This is a genomic window from Exiguobacterium aurantiacum, from assembly GCF_001766415.1.
GTDB lineage: Bacteria > Bacillota > Bacilli > Exiguobacteriales > Exiguobacteriaceae > Exiguobacterium > Exiguobacterium aurantiacum_A.
In genome coordinates, this window is the sequence record NZ_MKXO01000004.1 from 163943 (window position 1) to 182395 (window position 18453).

Annotated in this window: 17 protein-coding genes; 10 read left to right on the plus strand and 7 right to left on the minus strand. The window is 52.5% G+C overall.

Annotation, left to right across the window (positions count from 1 at the left end; translation table 11 throughout):
• Window positions 1–85 precede the first annotated feature (85 nt).
• The 4 genes from BJU60_RS09945 (at window position 86) to BJU60_RS09960 (ending at window position 6321) form a co-directional block, all read left to right on the plus strand.
• Complete coding sequence (locus tag BJU60_RS09945) at window positions 86–2836, plus strand: bifunctional 2',3'-cyclic-nucleotide 2'-phosphodiesterase/3'-nucleotidase (protein ID WP_070328721.1); 2751 nt, start codon at window positions 86–88, stop codon at window positions 2834–2836.
• A 200-nt stretch (window positions 2837–3036) separates the two neighbouring features.
• Entirely contained in the window at window positions 3037–4479 is a 1443-nt protein-coding gene (locus tag BJU60_RS09950; protein ID WP_070328722.1) for a carbon starvation CstA family protein, read from the plus strand.
• Between the two features lie 95 nt (window positions 4480–4574).
• Window positions 4575–5246 carry a PAQR family membrane homeostasis protein TrhA gene (gene trhA / locus BJU60_RS09955; RefSeq protein ID WP_070328723.1) on the plus strand — a complete coding sequence of 224 codons (672 nt, stop codon included), beginning with the start codon at window positions 4575–4577 and terminating at the stop codon, window positions 5244–5246.
• A gap of 157 nt (window positions 5247–5403) precedes the next feature.
• On the plus strand, window positions 5404–6321 hold the full coding sequence (locus BJU60_RS09960; protein WP_070328724.1) for a proline dehydrogenase family protein: 918 nt from the start codon (window positions 5404–5406) through the stop codon (window positions 6319–6321).
• A gap of 59 nt (window positions 6322–6380) precedes the next feature.
• Here the strand turns inward: BJU60_RS09960 and BJU60_RS09965 are convergent, their stop codons facing one another.
• From BJU60_RS09965 to BJU60_RS09985, 5 genes are all read right to left on the minus strand, one after another.
• Window positions 6381–6806, minus strand: coding sequence for a hypothetical protein (locus BJU60_RS09965; protein ID WP_070328725.1), 426 nt, complete (start codon window positions 6804–6806; stop codon window positions 6381–6383).
• 54 nt (window positions 6807–6860) lie between these two features.
• Window positions 6861–7130, minus strand: coding sequence for a hypothetical protein (locus BJU60_RS09970; RefSeq protein ID WP_070328726.1), 270 nt, complete (start codon window positions 7128–7130; stop codon window positions 6861–6863).
• 33 nt (window positions 7131–7163) lie between these two features.
• Window positions 7164–7724 carry a YcxB family protein gene (locus BJU60_RS09975; RefSeq protein ID WP_070328727.1) on the minus strand — a complete coding sequence of 187 codons (561 nt, stop codon included), beginning with the start codon at window positions 7722–7724 and terminating at the stop codon, window positions 7164–7166.
• 83 nt (window positions 7725–7807) lie between these two features.
• Window positions 7808–8254 carry a hypothetical protein gene (locus tag BJU60_RS09980; RefSeq protein WP_141737243.1) on the minus strand — a complete coding sequence of 149 codons (447 nt, stop codon included), beginning with the start codon at window positions 8252–8254 and terminating at the stop codon, window positions 7808–7810.
• A gap of 240 nt (window positions 8255–8494) precedes the next feature.
• Complete coding sequence (locus tag BJU60_RS09985; protein ID WP_070328729.1) at window positions 8495–9397, minus strand: SDR family oxidoreductase; 903 nt, start codon at window positions 9395–9397, stop codon at window positions 8495–8497.
• A 214-nt stretch (window positions 9398–9611) separates the two neighbouring features.
• On the opposite strand from BJU60_RS09985, the gene BJU60_RS09990 reads away from it, so the two are divergent.
• From BJU60_RS09990 to BJU60_RS10000, 3 genes are read left to right on the plus strand one after another with little or no spacing between them, the layout of a single operon-like run.
• Window positions 9612–12023: a 3-hydroxyacyl-CoA dehydrogenase/enoyl-CoA hydratase family protein gene (locus BJU60_RS09990; protein WP_070328730.1), complete on the plus strand. Its 2412-nt coding sequence runs from the start codon at window positions 9612–9614 to the stop codon at window positions 12021–12023.
• Between the two features lie 19 nt (window positions 12024–12042).
• On the plus strand, window positions 12043–13215 hold the full coding sequence (locus tag BJU60_RS09995) for an acetyl-CoA C-acetyltransferase (protein ID WP_070328731.1): 1173 nt from the start codon (window positions 12043–12045) through the stop codon (window positions 13213–13215).
• A 13-nt stretch (window positions 13216–13228) separates the two neighbouring features.
• Window positions 13229–15013 (plus strand): acyl-CoA dehydrogenase family protein, encoded by a 1785-nt coding sequence (locus BJU60_RS10000; protein WP_070328732.1) that lies wholly within the window; start codon window positions 13229–13231, stop codon window positions 15011–15013.
• 146 nt (window positions 15014–15159) lie between these two features.
• Here the strand turns inward: BJU60_RS10000 and BJU60_RS10005 are convergent, their stop codons facing one another.
• Together BJU60_RS10005 and tnpA are read right to left on the minus strand one after the other, a co-directional pair.
• A complete protein-coding gene (locus BJU60_RS10005; RefSeq protein WP_070328733.1) occupies window positions 15160–16236 on the minus strand; it encodes an RNA-guided endonuclease InsQ/TnpB family protein in 1077 nt (358 codons plus the stop codon).
• 4 nt (window positions 16237–16240) lie between these two features.
• On the minus strand, window positions 16241–16639 hold the full coding sequence (gene tnpA / locus BJU60_RS15035) for an IS200/IS605 family transposase (protein ID WP_083274102.1): 399 nt from the start codon (window positions 16637–16639) through the stop codon (window positions 16241–16243).
• A 253-nt stretch (window positions 16640–16892) separates the two neighbouring features.
• Between tnpA and BJU60_RS10010 the strand changes: the two genes are divergently transcribed.
• The 3 genes from BJU60_RS10010 to gcvH are packed head-to-tail and all read left to right on the plus strand — an operon-like array spanning window position 16893 to window position 18452.
• Window positions 16893–17621 carry a hypothetical protein gene (locus BJU60_RS10010; protein WP_254281687.1) on the plus strand — a complete coding sequence of 243 codons (729 nt, stop codon included), beginning with the start codon at window positions 16893–16895 and terminating at the stop codon, window positions 17619–17621.
• A gap of 45 nt (window positions 17622–17666) precedes the next feature.
• Window positions 17667–18020 carry an arsenate reductase family protein gene (locus tag BJU60_RS10015; RefSeq protein WP_070328735.1) on the plus strand — a complete coding sequence of 118 codons (354 nt, stop codon included), beginning with the start codon at window positions 17667–17669 and terminating at the stop codon, window positions 18018–18020.
• A gap of 48 nt (window positions 18021–18068) precedes the next feature.
• On the plus strand, window positions 18069–18452 hold the full coding sequence (gene gcvH / locus BJU60_RS10020; protein ID WP_070328736.1) for a glycine cleavage system protein GcvH: 384 nt from the start codon (window positions 18069–18071) through the stop codon (window positions 18450–18452).
• Window position 18453: the final 1 nt, after the last annotated feature.

Below are 18453 nucleotides of genomic sequence, written 5' to 3' on the forward strand. Positions count from 1 at the left end.
TTTGAAAAAATTTAATAGTTGTGCTCTCATTCTGGTGGTATATTGAAGACGGTGAGACCAATTTGATTCAAAAGGGGAAACAAACATGAAAACTGCTCTGAAATGGACAATCGCGACCGCACTCGTATTGCCTTCGACGTTACCGCTCCAAGCACCGAACGTCTTGGCGTCGGACGAAGACCTCGTCAAACTTCGATTTTTAGAGACGACCGACTTACATACGAACATTACCAACTATGACTACTTCCAAGACAAGGTCGATGAGACGATCGGGCTCACGAAGACAGCGACGCTGATCAAATCGCACCGGATACAGGCGGGGGCGGCGAACACGTTCTTGTTCGATAACGGGGATACGATTCAAGGGACACCGTTCGGAGACTACATCCGCGAATTGCATCAACAAAATCCGGGCACGTTCGAGCACCCGATGTACAAGGCGATGGCTTCGCTCGACTATGACGCGGTCACGCTCGGCAACCACGAGTTCAACTTCGGGCTCGAGTTCTTGTATGACGCGATGGAAGGGTCAAAAGGCAAGCTTCGTTTCGTCAACTCGAACGTCAAGGATTTAGAGGGGAATCCAATCGTATCGAAGTTCAACGTTGACGGACAAGAGGTCCAAATCATCGAGCGGACGGTCACGGACACGGACGGGGAGACGCATACGATCAAAGTCGGCGTGTTCGGTGTCGTCCCGCCGAAGATCATGTCGTGGGACTCGGGGAACCTCCAAGGCCGCGTGACGGTGGATGATATCATCCCGTCGGCGCGTGAAGCGGTCAGCAAGTTGAAAGACCAAGGGGCGGACGTCGTCGTCGCGCTCGCGCACTCAGGTATCGGGGAGAGTGCGGCGCTCGCCGACGCCCAACTCGATAGCGAAGAGAACGTCGGCTACGCGCTCACGAAAATCGACGGGCTCGACATGGTCATGACGGGGCATCAACACGGTCGCTTCCCGGATGCGAAAGGCATGTTCGCCTCGTTCCCGAACGTGGACAATGAAAAAGGGCTCATCAACGGCAAACCGGTCGTCATGGCGAACAACCAAGGGAAAGACCTCGGCGTCATCGACTTCGAGCTCGAGAAAGTCGACGGCAAGTGGCAAATTCTCGACGCGTCGGCGAAACTCGACACGGTCACGGCTAGCACGCCGGTCGATGCCGAAACACACGCACTGATCGACACGGAGCACCGGGCGACGATCGACTACATCAATCGTTCCGTCGGTGAGGTTCAAGACGACATTCAAAGCTACTTCGCGCTCGTCCGCGACGACGCTTCGGTCCAGTTCGTGACGAACGCACAACAATGGTACGTCGAGAAAGAGCTCGAGACGAATCCAGACCTCGCCCCGTACAAAGGGCTGCCACTCCTGTCAGCGGGCGCCCCGTTCAAAGCAGGTGGCCGTGAATTGACAGATGCCGGATACTACACGAACATCCCGAAAGGCCAAATCGCCTTGAAGAACGTGGCCGACTTGTACGTTTATCCGAACACGCTCGAAGTCGTCAAAGTGACAGGAGCGGACGTGATGGACTGGCTCGAGATGTCGGCTGGGGTGTATAACGAGATCGATGCGGATAGGGACGAACTATTGAACCTTCAATTCCGCAGCTACAACTTTGATATTTTGGACGGCTTGACGTATGAGATCGACGTGACGGGACCGGCGAAGTATGACGGCAGCGGGAAACTGCTCGACGCGTCAGCGAACCGGGTCAAAAACGTCGAGTATGACGGAAAAGCGATTACGATGGACCAAGAGTTCTTGGTCGCGACGAACAACTACCGGGCTGGGTCGAGCTCGTTCCCAGGACTTGGCGGCGGAAAGAATATCGTCTACCGCTCGGCATATGAGACGCGTAACGTCATCTCGGACTATATTATCGCGAGTAAAGGTGCCGTCGACTATAAAGCTGACGACAACTGGAAGATTGTCGCGGACGCGAAGCGGACCGTGAAGTTTGAGACGGCGGACGCCGGCAAGCAGTACGTCGACTTGTATGACGGGATTGAAGCGACAGACGCGACACGTGCCGATGCGGCAAACCGCCTCTTCCGGACGTATACGGCCGAACTTGAAGTAGCGGCCGTCGATGTGACGCTCACAATCGATGTCATCAAGCCGGGAGCGAAGCAAGTCACAGGTGTGACGGCATCAGGGGCGAAAGTGACATTAAAAGACGGGAACAAAGTGTTGGCTACGACGACAGCCCAGGCAGACGGAACGTACAAACTTGCTGTCAAACCGCTCAAACTTCGTCAGTCATTGACGGTCGTCAGCGAGTTGAACGGACAAACGATGACTGAAACGAAAGTCGTCGGTGCCGGGTTCGTCCGCACCCCTGCCTTATCATCGAAGTATACGTATACAAACACGAACACGTTTTACGGGAAGTCTTCACCGGGGGCGAACGTCACTCTCAAGCAGAACGGCAAAACAATCGGGACCGTGACAGCAGATGACTCGGGCTCATTCAAGTTCATGAGCCGTTCAGGTTTCACAGCAGGTAAATATGAAGTGACGAGTAAAGAGATCTCTGGGAAAGTGATGAAGCAGACAGCGTTCACCCTCAAAAAACTAGTCGTCGAGACACCGAATGTATTACGTGGGGCGAAAGCGAACACGAAAGCGCTTGGTGGACGTACGACGAGTGGCGCGACGGTCGTCTTGAAAGACGCGAAAGGCAAGAAAATCGCCCAAACGAAAGCGAACTGGGCCGGTTGGTATACGTTCACATCGAAAAAAGGATTGGCGAAAGGGAACTATACCGTCATCGCGAGTGACTATAATGGATCAGGTGCGAAACAAGCGAAAATCGTACTTAAATAATGGGGTGGAGACGGCGTGTACAGCGCCGTCTTTTCTCGTGTTAAAAAAGTGTCGAAAAAGTGAACGAAACCCCTTACGAAACGTTGGGAATTGCTGTATAATCAATCACGAAAGCGTTTACATTATATGCGTAAAACATCAGGATTCATTTTTCGGGGCCGATGGGGATCGGCTACACAGTTTAAAAGGGGATAGCACACATGATTACATTCTTTATCGCCCTCGCGATTCTACTCGTCGGGTACATCGTCTACGGCCGTTACGTCGAGAAGACGTTCGGCATCAAGGAAGAGCGGACGACGCCCGCCTATGCGTCGCAGGATGGCATCGACTACGTGCCGATGGGGAAAAAACGGAACTCGATGATCCAACTGTTGAACATCGCCGGCGTCGGTCCGATCTTCGGTCCGATCATGGGGGCGCTCTACGGTCCGGTCGCCTTCCTGTGGATCGTCTTCGGATCAATTTTCGCAGGTGCCGTGCACGACTACTTGACGGGGATGATCTCGCTCCGTAACAACGGTGCACACTTGCCGCAGCTCGCCGAGAAGTTCCTCGGCCGCTCGCTCCGCCATATCGTCAACGGGTTCGCCCTGTTACTGCTGCTCCTTGTCGGGACGGTGTTCGTCACGTCACCGAGTAACATGATTAACAACTTGTTCGACGGCAACGCGTCGACGCTCGTGTTCGTCGTCTTTGCGATTTTCGCTTATTACATCTTAGCGACGCTCTTACCTGTCGATAAGATCATCGGCCGCATCTATCCGTTCTTCGGGGCGCTCCTCATGATCAGCGCCATCGGGATCGGGGTCAGCTTGTTCGTCCAAGGCTATCAAATCCCAGAGATGACATTGACGAACATGCACCCGGACGGCTTGCCAATCTGGCCGCTCTTGTTCTTCACGATCTCGTGCGGCGCGCTCTCAGGCTTCCACGCGACGCAGTCGCCGATCATCTCGCGGACGACGATGAAAGAAAGTAATGGCCGCAGCATCTTCTACGGCATGATGATCGTCGAGGCCGTCATCGCGATGATCTGGGCCGGAGCGGCCATGGCCATCTTTGAGCCTGGTGAGTTGCTCGGCATGATTCAAGCGGGGACACCGGCGCTCGTCGTCCAAGAAGTGGCGACACTCATGCTCGGCAGCATCGGCGGCACGCTCGCCATCCTCGGCGTCATCGTCTTGCCAATCACGTCAGGCGACACGGCGTTCCGGAGCGCCCGGATGATTATCGCCGACTACTTGAAAGTCGCACAGAAGAACTTCTCGTCACGCCTTTGGATCGCACTCCCGTTGTTCGCGATCTCGTACGTGCTCACAAACATGGACTTCCAAATGCTTTGGCAGTACTTCAACTGGGCCAACCAGACGACAGCGGTCATCGCCTTGTTCGTCGGTGCGATGTACTTGTATATCAAAGGACGCAATCACTGGATCGCACTCGTCCCGGGGACGTTCATGCTGTACGCGGTCTGGTTCTACATTCTCACAGCGCCGATCGGCTTCAAGATGGATGGGGTCATCCCGTACGTCATCGCGACGATCGGTACGGTGACGCTACTCGTCTTGTTCCACATGCGCGCACGGGCGATGCGGGCACAAAATATGGAATGTGACGTTTCGGTGAAGGAAGTCGCATAATCAAGGACACGGGTTTTTACAAACCCGTGTTTTTATTTGCGCCAAAATCGGGAAATGACCATACTAGAGGAAGGGAAATGAAAGGTGGGACCTGTATGGATCAAGAGAAACTAAAAGACATGCTTCATGCCGATACGCTCGGCGAAGAGATCGCGAGCGCCGTCACGCACGGGTTAGGGGTCATCTTCAGCATCGTCGCTCTCGTCCTGCTCGTCACGACCGCGACAGAGACCGGGAGCACAGGCAACGTCATCGCGGTGAGCGTGTTCGGGGTATCGATGATCTTGTTGTACTTGTTCTCGACGCTCATGCATGCGATCCCGCATCCACGGGCGAAGCGGGTGCTCCAAGTGTTCGACCACGCTGGGATTTACTTATTGATTGCCGGGAGCTACACGCCGTTCGCACTCGTGTCGCTTCAGGGAACGCTCGGATGGGTGTTGTTCGGCATCGTTTGGGGCGTCGCCATCTTAGGCATCGTCTGGAAAATGTATTCGACCGGGAAGTACATGTGGGTATCGAACGTGACGTACCTTGGGCTCGGGTGGATTTGTATCATCGTGATTCGTCCGCTCTACGAGTCGCTCGGCCATCAAGGGTTCATGTTGCTGCTTGCTGGTGGGCTCGCTTATTCGGTCGGGATCGTGTTTTACGTCTGGCAGAAACTGCCGTTCAATCATGCGATTTGGCACTTGTTCGTGCTCGCCGGGAGCGTGTTCGTCTTCCTCAGTATTTTGCTCTACGTCGCACCGAATACAGGCCTGTGAACCAGACGTCCGTGAGGGCGTCTGCTTTTTTATAAACTTGGCCAATGAAGTGTTGGAAACGGTTACAAAACTAAAGACGAATTGACGTTTGTATGTCATAATAATTTCAGACATCGTCATAGAGATAGATGAGTGTAAACGCAAGGGGGAAAATCTGATGGAAAAAGTGTTACGTGATGGCTTTATTTACATGTCTCAAAACAAAGCACTCAACAGTTTGGCTAAAAAGTATGGGCTTCGGTTCGGGGCGTCACGATTTGTGGCGGGAGAAGATTTCAAGACGTCGGTGCCGACGATTCGCGAACTGAACGCGAAAGGGCTATCGGTCACGGTCGACCATCTAGGGGAATTCATTAACACGGTCGAAGAAGCGAACCAAAACCGTGACGAGATCATCCGTGCCATCGAGATCATGGCCGAAGAGAAACTCGACGCCTATATGTCGCTCAAGCTCACGTCACTCGGATTCGATATTTCGGACAAGTTGATCGAGAACAATATGCGCCAGATCTTGACGACGGCTAAGTCGGTCGGCGTCTTCGTCGCCATCGATATGGAAGACGAGTCGCGCTGCGAGAAGACACTCGACTTGTTCAAGAAGTTGAAAGCGGACTTTGACGGACTCGGGACGGTCATCCAATCGTACTTGTATCGTTCGGAAGATGACATTAATCATCTCGCGCTGATCAAGCCGAACCTCCGTATCGTCAAAGGGGCTTACAAAGAGCCGGCGACGGTTGCTTTCCCGGAGAAAGAAGACGTCGACCACAACTACTTGAAGCTCGTCAAACTCCATCTTGCGAACGGGAACTACGCCTCTATCGCGACCCATGACGACCATATGATCGATGCCATCATCGAGCATGTGAAATTGAACAACATCCCACTCGACCAGTTCGAGTTCCAAATGCTGTACGGCATCCGGGTCGAGCGTCAACTCGAGCTCGTCCGCCAAGGCTATAAAGTCCGTGTCTACGTGCCATACGGCCGTGACTGGTACGGTTACTTCATGCGCCGTCTCGCGGAACGTCCGGCGAACGTGGCGTTCGTGTTAAAAGGTATGGTCAAGAAATGAGGAAAGCACACAAGTTCATATCGAACTTGTGTGCTTTTTTATGGAGTTCTTATGAGGCGTTATTCCTGCTCGTCATCTTCTCGATTTTCGACCCAGAAATCTGGACCGATTTGATCAGATAGCCAGAAGAAAAGCTCTTTTTCATGTTCTGGATGTGAATCATGCAAGGCACCCGGGTCAAATACATACTGTTTATTTTGAATGAACTTGTCTCGGATGTAATCGGTCATATGATACGGGCCATACCCATAGGAAGTATTTATATCAGGCGAAGGATTTTCTTCCATGCGAATGGACATATGTGTTTCGGCTAAAAACGTAAACATTCTCGCGAGGGCGAGATAGCCTTCTGCGTTGCCGACGAAATTGACCCCAGCTGCATTCAGACTGACTTCCATTTTAGCCTCATGAGAAAAGTAAGGATCGAACTCTAACCTGTCTTCATCGTACGCTTCATACTCATCATCGCTGTGCTGGTTTGTCATCGATTGGCCTCCAGTTTTACCTATTAGTCATTAGTATACTCGTCAGATGACATATTACTTTCCACGTTCGGCCTTGTCTTGTAAGAGTCGTTCAATAACTAGAACATACACTAGAGCAACAAGAATGCCTACTGTACCTGGTAGCACAGCAACCAGGGGATCAGCGAGAGCTGCTTTTGGGAGTAGATAAGTCAACAATGATTTCACCCCGAAGAGTATCATAAGGGACGAAAGCAAGACGAACGTGATTGTTTTCTTATGTATGTTCCCAAAAAACTGCCGTCCCGTTTCCTTTTCTTTCGTTATGCCTAACCAAGATAGCATGTACAGCACCTCCTAAAGTAATAGACCACTCTATTAAATCGATTTTTTAATCAAAAGATGTTTTCCTAATAAGCGGTCAATTTCGCTTTGCTCGACTTCAGTGATTCCAGCTTTCGATTTCGGAATAATCAACGCTTCATCGTCTTCAAAATATAGAAAGCGATGCGTCTCGTTCTCGTTCACTTTGAGAATGGACGTCCAAGGGACTTGAGTCGTTCGATTGATTTTGCCATGAACGACATGCATCTCGACGTGACTGTCAGAAAGTTGGAGCGTGATGTCTGTTGGCCAGGCACTGTCTTTATTAACTAGACGAAATTGCCGAAGGGCGAATGGTGCATATAAATCCTTCAGGAGCGGTCTGAGCAACAGCGCAAACAAAATCCCTACACCGATTACAGTGAGTGAAAATAAAGCGATCGACTCGGGGGGAGGTAGAATAAAAGTTGTAGCTAAATATCCGAGCAGGAATGCAGGGGCACTCATAAAAATCAACCATATTTTGCGGCTCTTCTTATGTTGATTTGAATGGTGAATCATGTCCTGTTGAAATGATAGAACATCTTCAAGCGTCAGTTTATACGTGGTGACCATTTGAGCTACTCCTTTCTGATCAAGTCATATACGTGTAAGTCTAGAAACATTGGACCATGTCTGTCTTTAGGTGACATAGGTAACTAGAGTGTGATATTTAAGTTTTGTTGTAATAAGTAATTGATTTTACTTTGCTCAGTCTCGCTCAGCATTTGGTTTTGCTTCGGTACAACAATCGTTTCTCTTGCCTCAACGTACAGGTAATGATTTGTCTCGTCCCCACTCACTCGTTCAATCGCGTCCCATGCGACTTGAAGGCGTTTATTGACGTTGTTGTGGAGTGAATTGCGCTCAATCCCGTTTTCGTTGATGTACAACGTGATGTCACGTGGCCATTTCGTCTCTTGTTTCAGTAGATAGCGGAATTGCCAAAGTGTGATGTTTACATACGCTTTTTTTAAGAAGGGGAACAATAGAAGCGCTAGGAACAAACTTGAACCGATGGCGAGTCCAAGGAACAGGGGGACAGAAATCGTTTGAGGTAACAAAAAAATTGCGAGCAAGAATCCCCATAATACTGTAAGCAACATCAATACAATCGTGACGTGTCTAGCTCTTCTTTTATGGTAATCGGAATTTTCGATGAAGTTTTTTTGTAAGGCGAAAAAATCATCTTTTGTCAATTGAAAATGAATCATCAAGCGTTGGCTCCTTTCTTCCGTATAATCGTCTAAATGACTGGACTAATTCCTGCAAATAACGTTAACATACGCTGGGTTAATTTCCCATAAAAAAAGCCCAGTGACTGAACACTGGGCCATCTTACAAGATTATCCGTTTACGACCGTACCGCCGTTGACGTGCATGACCTGCCCGCTGACGTACGTCGAGTCGTCGCTTGCGAGATAGACGTAAGCCGGAGCGAGCTCTGCCGGTTGACCCGCACGCTTCATCTCAGAAGAGTCACCGAACGTGGCGACTTTCTCGGCCGGGAACGTAGCCGGGATGAGCGGTGTCCAAATCGGGCCTGGTGCGACGCCGTTGACGCGGATCTTCTTCTCGGCCAAGTTTTTGGCGAGCGAGCGTGTGAACGATGTGATCGCACCTTTCGTCGACGCATAGTCGATCAACTGGTCGTTACCTTCATACGCCGTGATCGACGTCGTGTTGATGATGCTCGCGCCTTCGTTCAAGTACGGGAGCGCCGCTTTCGTCAAATAGAACATGCTGAAGATGTTCGTCCGGAACGTCCGCTCGAGCTGGTCGTCCGAGATGTCGAGGAGCGACTCTTGCGGATGTTGCTCGGCGGCGTTGTTGACGAGAATGTCCAAATGGCCGAACGTCTCGAGCGTCTGCTTGACGACGTCTTGGCAGAACGCCGAATCACCGAGGTCACCTTGCAGCAACAAGCACGCTTGACCGAGTTCTTCGATCCGTTCTTTCGTCGCCTCGGCGTCCTCGAGCTCGTTTTGGTCTTTGTAGACGATGACCGAGTTTGCGCCTTCGTGGGCGAAGAAGATGGCGACCGATTTCCCGATCCCTGAGTCACCGCCTGTGATGATGGCGACTTTGTCTTTCAATTTGTCGCTTCCTTTGTATCCTTCACGCTCATAGATCGGGAACGGCTCCATCTTCGAATCGATTCCCGGTTGATGGGCTTGCGCTTGTCCGTCCTTCTTGAACGATTCAAAATCCTTGCGGCTGCCGATTGTATTTAAACGATTATCACTCATATTGTTTAGTCCCCTTTCAAAAATTGACTCAATGTGTCTATACCACACACATCAAAAAATAATCGTAAATCAGAAAAATGGAATGAATTTGAAAAATGAACGCTTGCGAATGAATTGTCATTCATTTATGATAGAAGAGTAAACACGATGGTGATTGCGATTTTTTTTACGCGTGAAATGAATCACTATTCATTCTCATTGAGGGGGGAACAATATGACGAGTCACATCGAACAATCAGCCGACCTCCGTTTGACGAGCAATATCCGTTTTGCGGTCGTCATCGGTTCAGGAGTAATGGGGGCGGGGATTGCGGCCCATTTGGCGAACGCGGGGGTTCGTTCGCTCATGCTCGACATCGTACCACGTGAATTGACGGCGCAAGAAGAAGCGAAAGGACTCACGCTCGAATCACCGGAAGTACGGAATCGGATCGCGTCCGAGAACCGTCACAAATTGTTGAAACAAACTCCGGCGCCGCTCGCGACGGCGGAACACTTGAACTTCATCGAGGTCGGGAACTTAGAAGATGATCTCGAACGATTGAAAGAAGCCGACTGGGTCATCGAAGTCATCGTCGAACGGCTCGACGTGAAACAGCAACTGTTCGACAAAATCGCACCTTACATCCGCGAAGACGCGATACTCAGCTCGAACACGTCTGGGATCTCGATCGAAGCGATGGCGAGCGCCTTGCCGGAAGGTTTGAAGTCACGCTTCCTCGGGACGCACTTCTTCAACCCGCCGCGCTACTTGAAGCTGCTCGAACTCATCCCGACGGAGAAGACGGCGCGCCCGGTCATCGATTTCATGGCCCGCTTTGCTGAGGACCGTCTCGGTAAAGGCGTCGTCGAGGCGAAAGACACGCCAAACTTCATCGGTAACCGCATCGGCACGTACGGCCTGCTCGTCACGTTCGAGGAGATGTTGAAACAGAACGCGACGATCGGCGAGATGGACTCGATCACAGGACCGCTCATCGGCCGTCCGAAATCAGCGACATTCCGTACGCTCGACGTCGTCGGTATCGACACGTTCGTCCACGTCGCCGGGAACGTCTATGAGGCGCTCGAAGCGGGCGAGGAGAAAGATACGTTCGATGTCCCTGCTGAAATGAAGACGCTCGTCGAAAAAGGTTGGATCGGACAAAAGTCTGGTCAAGGGTTCTATAAGAAAGACGGGAAAGTCATCCAGGAACTCAACTTGAGCACGTTTGAGTACGAACAATTGAAAGCGATTACAGGACCTGAGCTCGACCAAATCAAGTCGCTCCCAGGCTCGAAAGCGAAACTGAAAGGCGCAATCTTGAACAAGGGACGCATCGGACAGTTGCTCTGGCCGGTGACGGCGAAGACGCTCGTCTACTCAGCACGACTCACAGGTGAGATCAGTGACTCGATCGTCGCCATCGATGACGCGATGAAGTGGGGCTTCGGTTGGAAGTTCGGACCGTTCGAGACATGGGACGCACTCGGTGTCGAAAAATCGGTCGCACGCATGAAAGCGGAAGGATATGCCGTCCCGGCGTGGATCGATGAGATGCTCGCTGCCGGACACACTTCCTTCTATAAAGGGGACCAGTATTACGATCAAGCGTCGCAGACGTACGTCGAGAAGACCGTCAACCCGAAAGAATTGAAACTTGCACCGCTCGCCAAGTCGAACGGGATCATCCTCGAGAACGGCGGGGCTCGCCTCATCGACATCGGTGACGACGTCGTCGCCCTCGAGTTCACGTCACCGAACAACGCGATCGGGGTCGACATCATGCAGATGATCGAGCAATCGATCGACCTCGTCGAGCAAGACTTCAAAGGACTCGTCCTCGCCAATGATGGTAAAAACTTCTGCGTCGGCGCCAACCTCGCGATGATGCTCATGGAAGCGGAAGACGAGAACTGGTATGAGCTCGACTGGATCATCAACAAGTTCCAACAAGTCGTTCAAAAAATCCGTTACGCAGGTCGCCCGGTCGTCGTCGCACCTTACGGCATGACACTCGGAGGTGGCACGGAGATCAGTTTGCCGGCAGCACGCATGCAAGCGGCGCTCGAAACGTACATGGGACTCGTCGAAGTCGGTGTCGGTCTCATCCCTGGCGGCGGCGGCAACGTCAACACGTACCGTCGTCTACTTGAACAGACGCCAAAATCGATGCAAAACATCGAGAAGGCGGCACAGCAGACGTTCGAGAACATCGCGATGGCGAAAGTATCGAAGTCGGCGTATGACGCGAAAGCGCTCGGCTATCATCGTCCGGTCGACGGCATCTCGATGAACCGTGACCACTTGACGTTCGACGCGAAACAAACCGTCCTTGGACTTACAGACGGATACGTCGCGCCGATGCGCGAGAAGTTGCCGGTCGTCGGTCGAACCGGGAAAGCGACGCTCGAACTCGCAGCGTACGAGATGTTCTACGGTGGTTATATTTCAGAGCACGACTTGAAGATCGCCAAAAAACTTGCTCACGTCATCAGCGGCGGCGATTTGGCATACGGCACGATGGTCGACGAGCAATACTTCCTCGACATCGAGCGTGAGGCGTTCTTGAGCCTCATCGGAGAACCGAAATCGCAGCAACGGATGCAACATATGCTCGTCAAAGGCAAACCACTTCGGAACTGACAAAAGGGGGACTTAACAGATGAGAGAAGCAGTCATCGTGGCCGGTGCACGAACACCGGTCGGAAAAGCAAAACGCGGGTCGTTCCGAAACGTTCGTTCGGACGAGCTCGCAGGTCACGCCATCAAAGCGACGCTCGAGCGGTCGGGTTATAACGGACCAATCGACGACGTCATCATGGGATGCGCTATGCCGGAAGCGGAGCAAGGGATGAACATCGCCCGTTATGCGGCCGTACGCGGCGGACTATCACACGAAGTACCCGCCGTCACGATCAACCGTTACTGCTCGTCAGGCCTTCAAGCGATCGCGGACGCGGCAGCGAAGATCATGATCGGTCAAGCGACGGCAATCATTGCCGGCGGAATGGAATCGATGAGTCTCGTCCCGATGGGTGGACACGTCATCCGTCCGAACCCGACGATCATGGAGACGGCGCCTGAATACTACATGAGCATGGGCCACACGGCTGAACGCGTAGCGGCCGAGTACAACATCTCACGAGTTGACCAGGACCTGTTCGCCATCGACAGCCATCAAAAAGCGGCGGCTGCGATCGCGGGCGGCAAGTTCGAAGAAGAAATCGTACCGGTGACGGTCATCGAGCACGTCCTCGGTGAAGACGGGAAAGTCGCGGAACGTGAATTCGTCGTCAAGCACGACGAAGGCGTCCGGGCCAACTCGACGGTCGAAGCACTCGGCAAATTGCGTCCAGCTTTCAAAATCAAAGGGTCGGTCACAGCCGGTAACGCGTCACAAGTATCAGACGGCGCTGCAGCCGTACTCGTCATGGAGCGGGAAGAGGCGGAACGCCAAGGCTTGAAGCCGATGGCGAAGTTCCTCTCGTTCGCAGTCGGCGGGGTCCGCCCGGAAGTGATGGGGATCGGACCGGTCGTCGCCATCCCGAAAGCGTTAGAGATGGCTGGCGTGAAGCTTGAAGAAGTCGGATTGTTCGAGTTGAACGAGGCGTTCGCGAGCCAATCACTCGGCGTCATCCGTGAACTCGGCATCGACCCGTCCAAAGTGAACGTCAACGGCGGCGCGATCGCCCTCGGCCATCCACTCGGTTGTACGGGCGCGAAACTTGCGGTATCGATTCTGCATGAAATGAAACGACGCAATGAGAAATATGGGGTTGTCACGATGTGCATCGGTGGCGGAATGGGCGCTGCTGGCGTCTTCGAATTACTATAAGGGGGAAATGACTATGGAACGTACAGAACACGAATTGATTAAAGGCGGTAGCTTTGTCATTGACGCACTCGACGCGGATCGTCTCTTCACACCGGAAGACTTTTCAGACGAGCATAAGATGATCGGGGACACGACGTCGAGTTTCGTCGACGACCGTGTCATGCCGGTACTTGGACGCATCGAAAAACATGAGTTCGATCTCTCGGTCGAACTGTTGAAAGAAGCGGGCGAGCTCGGTTTGCTCGGTGCTGATGTACCTGAAGAGTACGGCGGTTATCAGCTCGACAAGATCTCGTCATCAATCATCACGGAACGGTTCGCCAAAGCCCGTTCGTTCGCCCTCAGTTACGGCGCTCACGTCGGAATCGGGACGCTTCCAATCGTCTTCTTTGGGACGGAAGAGCAAAAGCATAAGTACTTGCCGAAGCTCGCAACGGGCGAATGGATCGCAGCGTACGCGCTCACAGAGCCAGGCTCAGGGTCGGACGCGCTCGGCGCGAAGTCGACAGCTGTCTTGAACGAGGCTGGAACGCACTACGTCTTGAACGGTGAGAAACAATGGATCACGAACGCAGGCTTCGCTAACGTGTTCGTCGTCTACGCGAAAATTGACGGCGACAAGTTCAGCGCCTTCATCGTCGAACGCGACTACAACGGCGTCTCGACAGGTGCTGAAGAGCAGAAGATGGGCATTAAAGGATCGTCGACGCGGACGCTCATTTTACAAGACGTCGAAGTCCCGGTCGATAACCTGTTAGGTGAAGTCGGTAAAGGGCACGTCATCGCCTTCAACATCTTGAACGTCGGTCGTTACAAACTCGCGGTCGGAGCGGTCGGTTCATCAAAACGTGCATTCGATCTCTCGGTCCAATACGCGAACGAGCGTAAGCAGTTCAAGACGCCGATCAGCCAGTTCCCGCTCATCCAAGAAAAATTAGCGACGATGGCGGCGAACATTTACGCGATGGAGAGCTCGGTCTACCGCACAGGCGGCTTGTTCCAAGACAGCCTCGACGCGCTAGGTGACGAGAACATGCGCGACGGTTCGAAAGTCGCCCAATCGATCGCGGAGTATGCGATCGAATGCTCGCTCAACAAAGTGTTCGCGTCTGAGACGTTCGACTACGTCGTCGACGAAGCCGTTCAAATTCACGGCGGCTACGGCTTCATGACCGAGTACGAGGTCGAAAACTTGTACCGTGACTCACGGATCAACCGGATCTTCGAAGGAACGAACGAGATCAACCGCTTGATCGTCCCGAGCACGCTCCTCAAGAAAGCGATGAAAGGCGACTTGCCACTCCTCGCCGAAGCACAGAAGCTCCAAAAAGAGCTCATGAGCTATATGCCGCAAGAGCTCGACGGTTCACCGCTCGCGCGCGAGAAGATGCTTCTATCGAACATGAAGAAGATCAACTTGATGATCGCAGGGACAGCCGTCCAGAAATACCAGCAGAACCTCCAAAACGAGCAAGAGATCCTCGCCAAGCTCGCCGACATCATCAGCGCTATCTATGCGCTTGAAGCGGCGATTGCGCGGACGGATAAAGCGATTGCTCGGACTGGTATCGATAAGAACCAACAAAAAGTACGTTACACGGAAATCTTCGCCGAGCAAGTGTTCAAGCAAGTCGAGCTCATGGCGAAAGAAGTGTTGTACGCGGCAGCGTCAGGCGACGAGCAACGGATGTTGCTCTCGGCGATGAAGAAGTTCAGCCGCTATCAGCCAATCAACGTCATCGGTACGAAGCGCGAAGTCGCAGCGAGTCTCATCAAAGCGAACAAGTTCATCGTTTGACACTCCCACGGCTAAAGCCGCAAGCTCACCCCTTCGGTATGAGTGGGATTCTGAAGTGCTTGTGCGAACGCAGTCCATTTCTGTTTTGTTCAAGCCTTCAGATGAGGGTGTGGCATCACCCCTCCTGAGACAGACCGTATAGGTTCTCAGGCTGGTCGACTGTTACCATCGACCACAGGTGCGTATCGGATATTCATCGCACCGACTAGATCTCTGTGTTTTTTGAATCCGCACGGACAGGAATATGTTCGGTCTTTCGCTTTATTTTTTGCTCCACAAGAAGGGCATGTCTGGGAGGTGTAGGCCGGATTGACAGATTCGACCTTGATGCCTTCGAGCTTTGCCTTGTACGTGATGAATAGTGCCAAGCGATAGAACGACCAGGTGTGCAGGTTCTTGTTGTGTTTACGGCTTGTTCTTGCCGTCTGTCGGATGTTCGCCAATCTTTCGAGGCGGATGACAGAAATCTTGTTCTCTTTCGCGAAGTCGACGATCTCACGGCTCACCTTGTGATCTTTGTCTTTCATCCAGCGCTGTTCTTTGTTGTTCAGCTTCTTGATCGCATCCAGTTTCTTCTGTTGACCGAGCTCTTTCCGTTTCGCACGAAACTTGCGCTTCATATACTTGTTCTCACGCCCGTTCCCGAAGAACCGCGCCTTGTCACGATCTGTCGATGCGACGGCGGGGACTTTCAGGCCGAGGTCGACCCCGAGCACGTTGGTGCCCCCCTTCTCCGTCGTGGGGATCGTGACGGCGATCTGGGCGATCCACTTGTTCGACTTCTTGATGATGCGGAGCGTCCCGAGCTTGTTGGCGAGGAGCGTGGCGTTCCGGTTGTCCGGGTCGACCATCTCGGCGCGGATCGCCGTCTTCTTGACCTTTCCGTCGATCATGACCGGGAAGGAGATCGACTCGAAGTCGAACGAGTAGTTTTGGTTGTTCCAGGTGCAGTACGGCTTCTTGAGGACAGGGACGACCTGGAAGCCCTTCTTCTTCGCCTTTTTGAACATGCTCTTCGCATCCTGGATGGCCTGATTCTTGACGGCGCTCGGCAGATCGGAACTCACGTTTTTGCTCGTCAGCTTTAAGTTTTCTCGAGCCTGCACCATGTCCGAGACGAGCTGGTTCGTCGTGCCGATGTAGGTGCGCATCATCCGCTCTAAGATCGATTGTTGCTCTTTTGTCGGATGAAGTTTGATGTTCACCGTCAATGTCTGCGACACGGTGTCACCTCCTTGTCTTTTGTTCCTCGACATAACGCTTGATGGTCTCGCTGGAAACATTTCCGGCCGTCGAGACGAAGAAGGATCTCGTCCAAAGGCTTGTGAGATGTGTGAGATGGGGAAATTCCTCTCGTAGTCGCTTCGACGAGACGCCTTTGATGCGCGCCATGATGTCAGACGGACTGAGGGATGGCAACGCCGACAAGAATAGATGTGTGTGGTCCCGATCACACGCGATGGCGATGAGTCGAATGTCGAGCTCTTCGCAGACATCACGGACGATCTCTTTGAATCGTTGCTCGAACGTATCGTCATCAAATAGTTTTCGGCGATACCTCGGGCAGAACACGAAATGATAATGGATCATCGATACGGTGGTTTTGGTTCTTCTGTAGTTGTTCATACGTCCATTGTATCATTAGATTTATTAGAGTGATACATTTTATCGGGATAAGATTCTGCTTGTTGATTTCTGAAATTCCGACTAACGGGACTCCGAAATCAAGCTCACGTTCATCCCACCACTAAAGGAGTGGGCTTTCTCGTTCGCAAATTCTGTAATAAAAATTTCTCGAACAGGGAGGGGTGGCCGGACGCGGTCAGCCCTTTCTTTTTCGTTTGATCAGAACGTACAATGAGGAAAAGGAGGAATGTTTATGAGACGAGATCAACTGTTGGAACGAATGGAACGAATCGGGCGTTTGGTCGCGAAACAAGAAGGGGCGCTGATGCTGCTCGCCCTCGGTTCGATTGGCCTCGAGACCGAGCGGCTCGACGACTACTCCGACCTCGATTTCTTTTTGATCGTCGAGGACGGACGAAAAACCCGCTTCATCGACAACTTGGACTGGCTCGAGGTTGAACCGATCGCTTACCAATTCCAAAACACGAAAGACGGCCACAAGATCATGTACGCGGACGGTATTTACGGGGAGTTCGCCGTGTTCGAACTGTTCGAGATGCCACACATCGCCTATACCCCGGGACGGATCGTCTGGAAACGGGATGAAGCGCTCGAATCGTTTGCGACGCCTAAGCTCGTCACGGACGTCCCAGACGCAGCGTATTGCTACGAAGAGGCGCTGACGAACCTGTACGTCGGTCTGCTCCGTGAACGACGCGGAGAGCGTCTCGCCGGCTTCGAACTCATCCAAGTCGCGGCCGTCAACAACGTATTGAAAGCACATGGAGAGACGGGCGACCCGTTCAATCCGACGCGCCGGGTCGAGGCACGGCACCCGGAGCTCGTCGCCGGGCTCAACGAGTGGCTGCCAGGTTACGGCAAGTCGGCCGAAGCGGCCGCGGCGATGTTGCGCTATATCGAAACAAGACATCCGGTCAACGCGACGTTGAAGCGAGAGATCGAACGCTTGCTCGAGGCGTGATTTGCGGGAATGGAGTATGCTACAGTAAAACAAGAGGTGATAAATATGGTGACACTATATGGCTATCCGCCATGCAGTACGTGTAAGAAGGCAGAGAAATGGTTGAAGGAGAACGACGTCGCGTATACATACGTTCATATCGTCGAGGCGACACCGTCAAAAGATGAACTCGCGTCGATCTGGCAACAGTCAGGGCTGCCGCTCAAAAAGTTTTTCAATACGAGCGGGCAAGTGTACCGCAACGAAGGCATTAAAGATAAGCTCCCGAATTTGTCAGAAGACGAACAAATCGAGCTTTTAGTCAGCAATGGTATGCTTTTAAAGCGTCCAATCGTCACTGACGGTCAAAAATCGACGGTCGGTTTTTCAGAAAAGTCATTTACAGACGTTTGGGGCTAAGTGCTATAATACACATGTGAGTCTAATTTATTTGAGGGGGAAGTCATGATGAGCAAAGTACCTGCAAATCTACGTTATTCAAAAGAACACGAATGGGTTGAAGTGAACGGAAGCGTTGCCCGCATCGGGATCACGGATTTCGCACAAAGCGAACTAGGGGACATCGTGTTTGTGGAACTTCCTGAAGTCGGCGGCACGATTTTGCTCGACGAGCCGTTCGGTTCGGTCGAATCGGTCAAGACGGTGTCTGAACTGTACGCACCGATCTCTGGGAAGATCACGGCGGTGAATGAATCACTCGCGGATTCGCCGGAACTCGTCAACGAAGCACCGTTCGAAGGCGCATGGATGATCGAAGTCGAGTTGAACGATTCAACGGACGTCGACAAACTCATGTCAGCCGAAGAATATGAAGCGATGATTCAAGGCTAAC

Bases quoted from the DNA above. Each gene is read 5' to 3' on its own strand.
- BJU60_RS09975 (WP_070328727.1), bottom strand. From the start codon at position 7,724: ATGGTCACCACGTATAAACTGACGCTTGAAGATGTTCTATCATTTCAA.
- BJU60_RS09995 (WP_070328731.1), top strand. From the start codon at position 12,043: ATGAGAGAAGCAGTCATCGTGGCCGGTGCACGAACACCGGTCGGAAAA.
- BJU60_RS09980 (WP_141737243.1), bottom strand. From the start codon at position 8,254: ATGTTGCTTACAGTATTATGGGGATTCTTGCTCGCAATTTTTTTGTTA.
- BJU60_RS10010 (WP_254281687.1), top strand. From the start codon at position 16,893: ATGAGACGAGATCAACTGTTGGAACGAATGGAACGAATCGGGCGTTTG.
- trhA (WP_070328723.1), top strand. From the start codon at position 4,575: ATGGATCAAGAGAAACTAAAAGACATGCTTCATGCCGATACGCTCGGC.
- BJU60_RS09990 (WP_070328730.1), top strand. From the start codon at position 9,612: ATGACGAGTCACATCGAACAATCAGCCGACCTCCGTTTGACGAGCAAT.
- BJU60_RS09970 (WP_070328726.1), bottom strand. From the start codon at position 7,130: ATGCTATCTTGGTTAGGCATAACGAAAGAAAAGGAAACGGGACGGCAG.
- BJU60_RS09960 (WP_070328724.1), top strand. From the start codon at position 5,404: ATGGAAAAAGTGTTACGTGATGGCTTTATTTACATGTCTCAAAACAAA.
- BJU60_RS10015 (WP_070328735.1), top strand. From the start codon at position 17,667: ATGGTGACACTATATGGCTATCCGCCATGCAGTACGTGTAAGAAGGCA.
- BJU60_RS10000 (WP_070328732.1), top strand. From the start codon at position 13,229: ATGGAACGTACAGAACACGAATTGATTAAAGGCGGTAGCTTTGTCATT.
- BJU60_RS09965 (WP_070328725.1), bottom strand. From the start codon at position 6,806: ATGACAAACCAGCACAGCGATGATGAGTATGAAGCGTACGATGAAGAC.
- BJU60_RS09950 (WP_070328722.1), top strand. From the start codon at position 3,037: ATGATTACATTCTTTATCGCCCTCGCGATTCTACTCGTCGGGTACATC.
- BJU60_RS09985 (WP_070328729.1), bottom strand. From the start codon at position 9,397: ATGAGTGATAATCGTTTAAATACAATCGGCAGCCGCAAGGATTTTGAA.
- BJU60_RS09945 (WP_070328721.1), top strand. From the start codon at position 86: ATGAAAACTGCTCTGAAATGGACAATCGCGACCGCACTCGTATTGCCT.
- tnpA (WP_083274102.1), bottom strand. From the start codon at position 16,639: ATGAACAACTACAGAAGAACCAAAACCACCGTATCGATGATCCATTAT.
- gcvH (WP_070328736.1), top strand. From the start codon at position 18,069: ATGAGCAAAGTACCTGCAAATCTACGTTATTCAAAAGAACACGAATGG.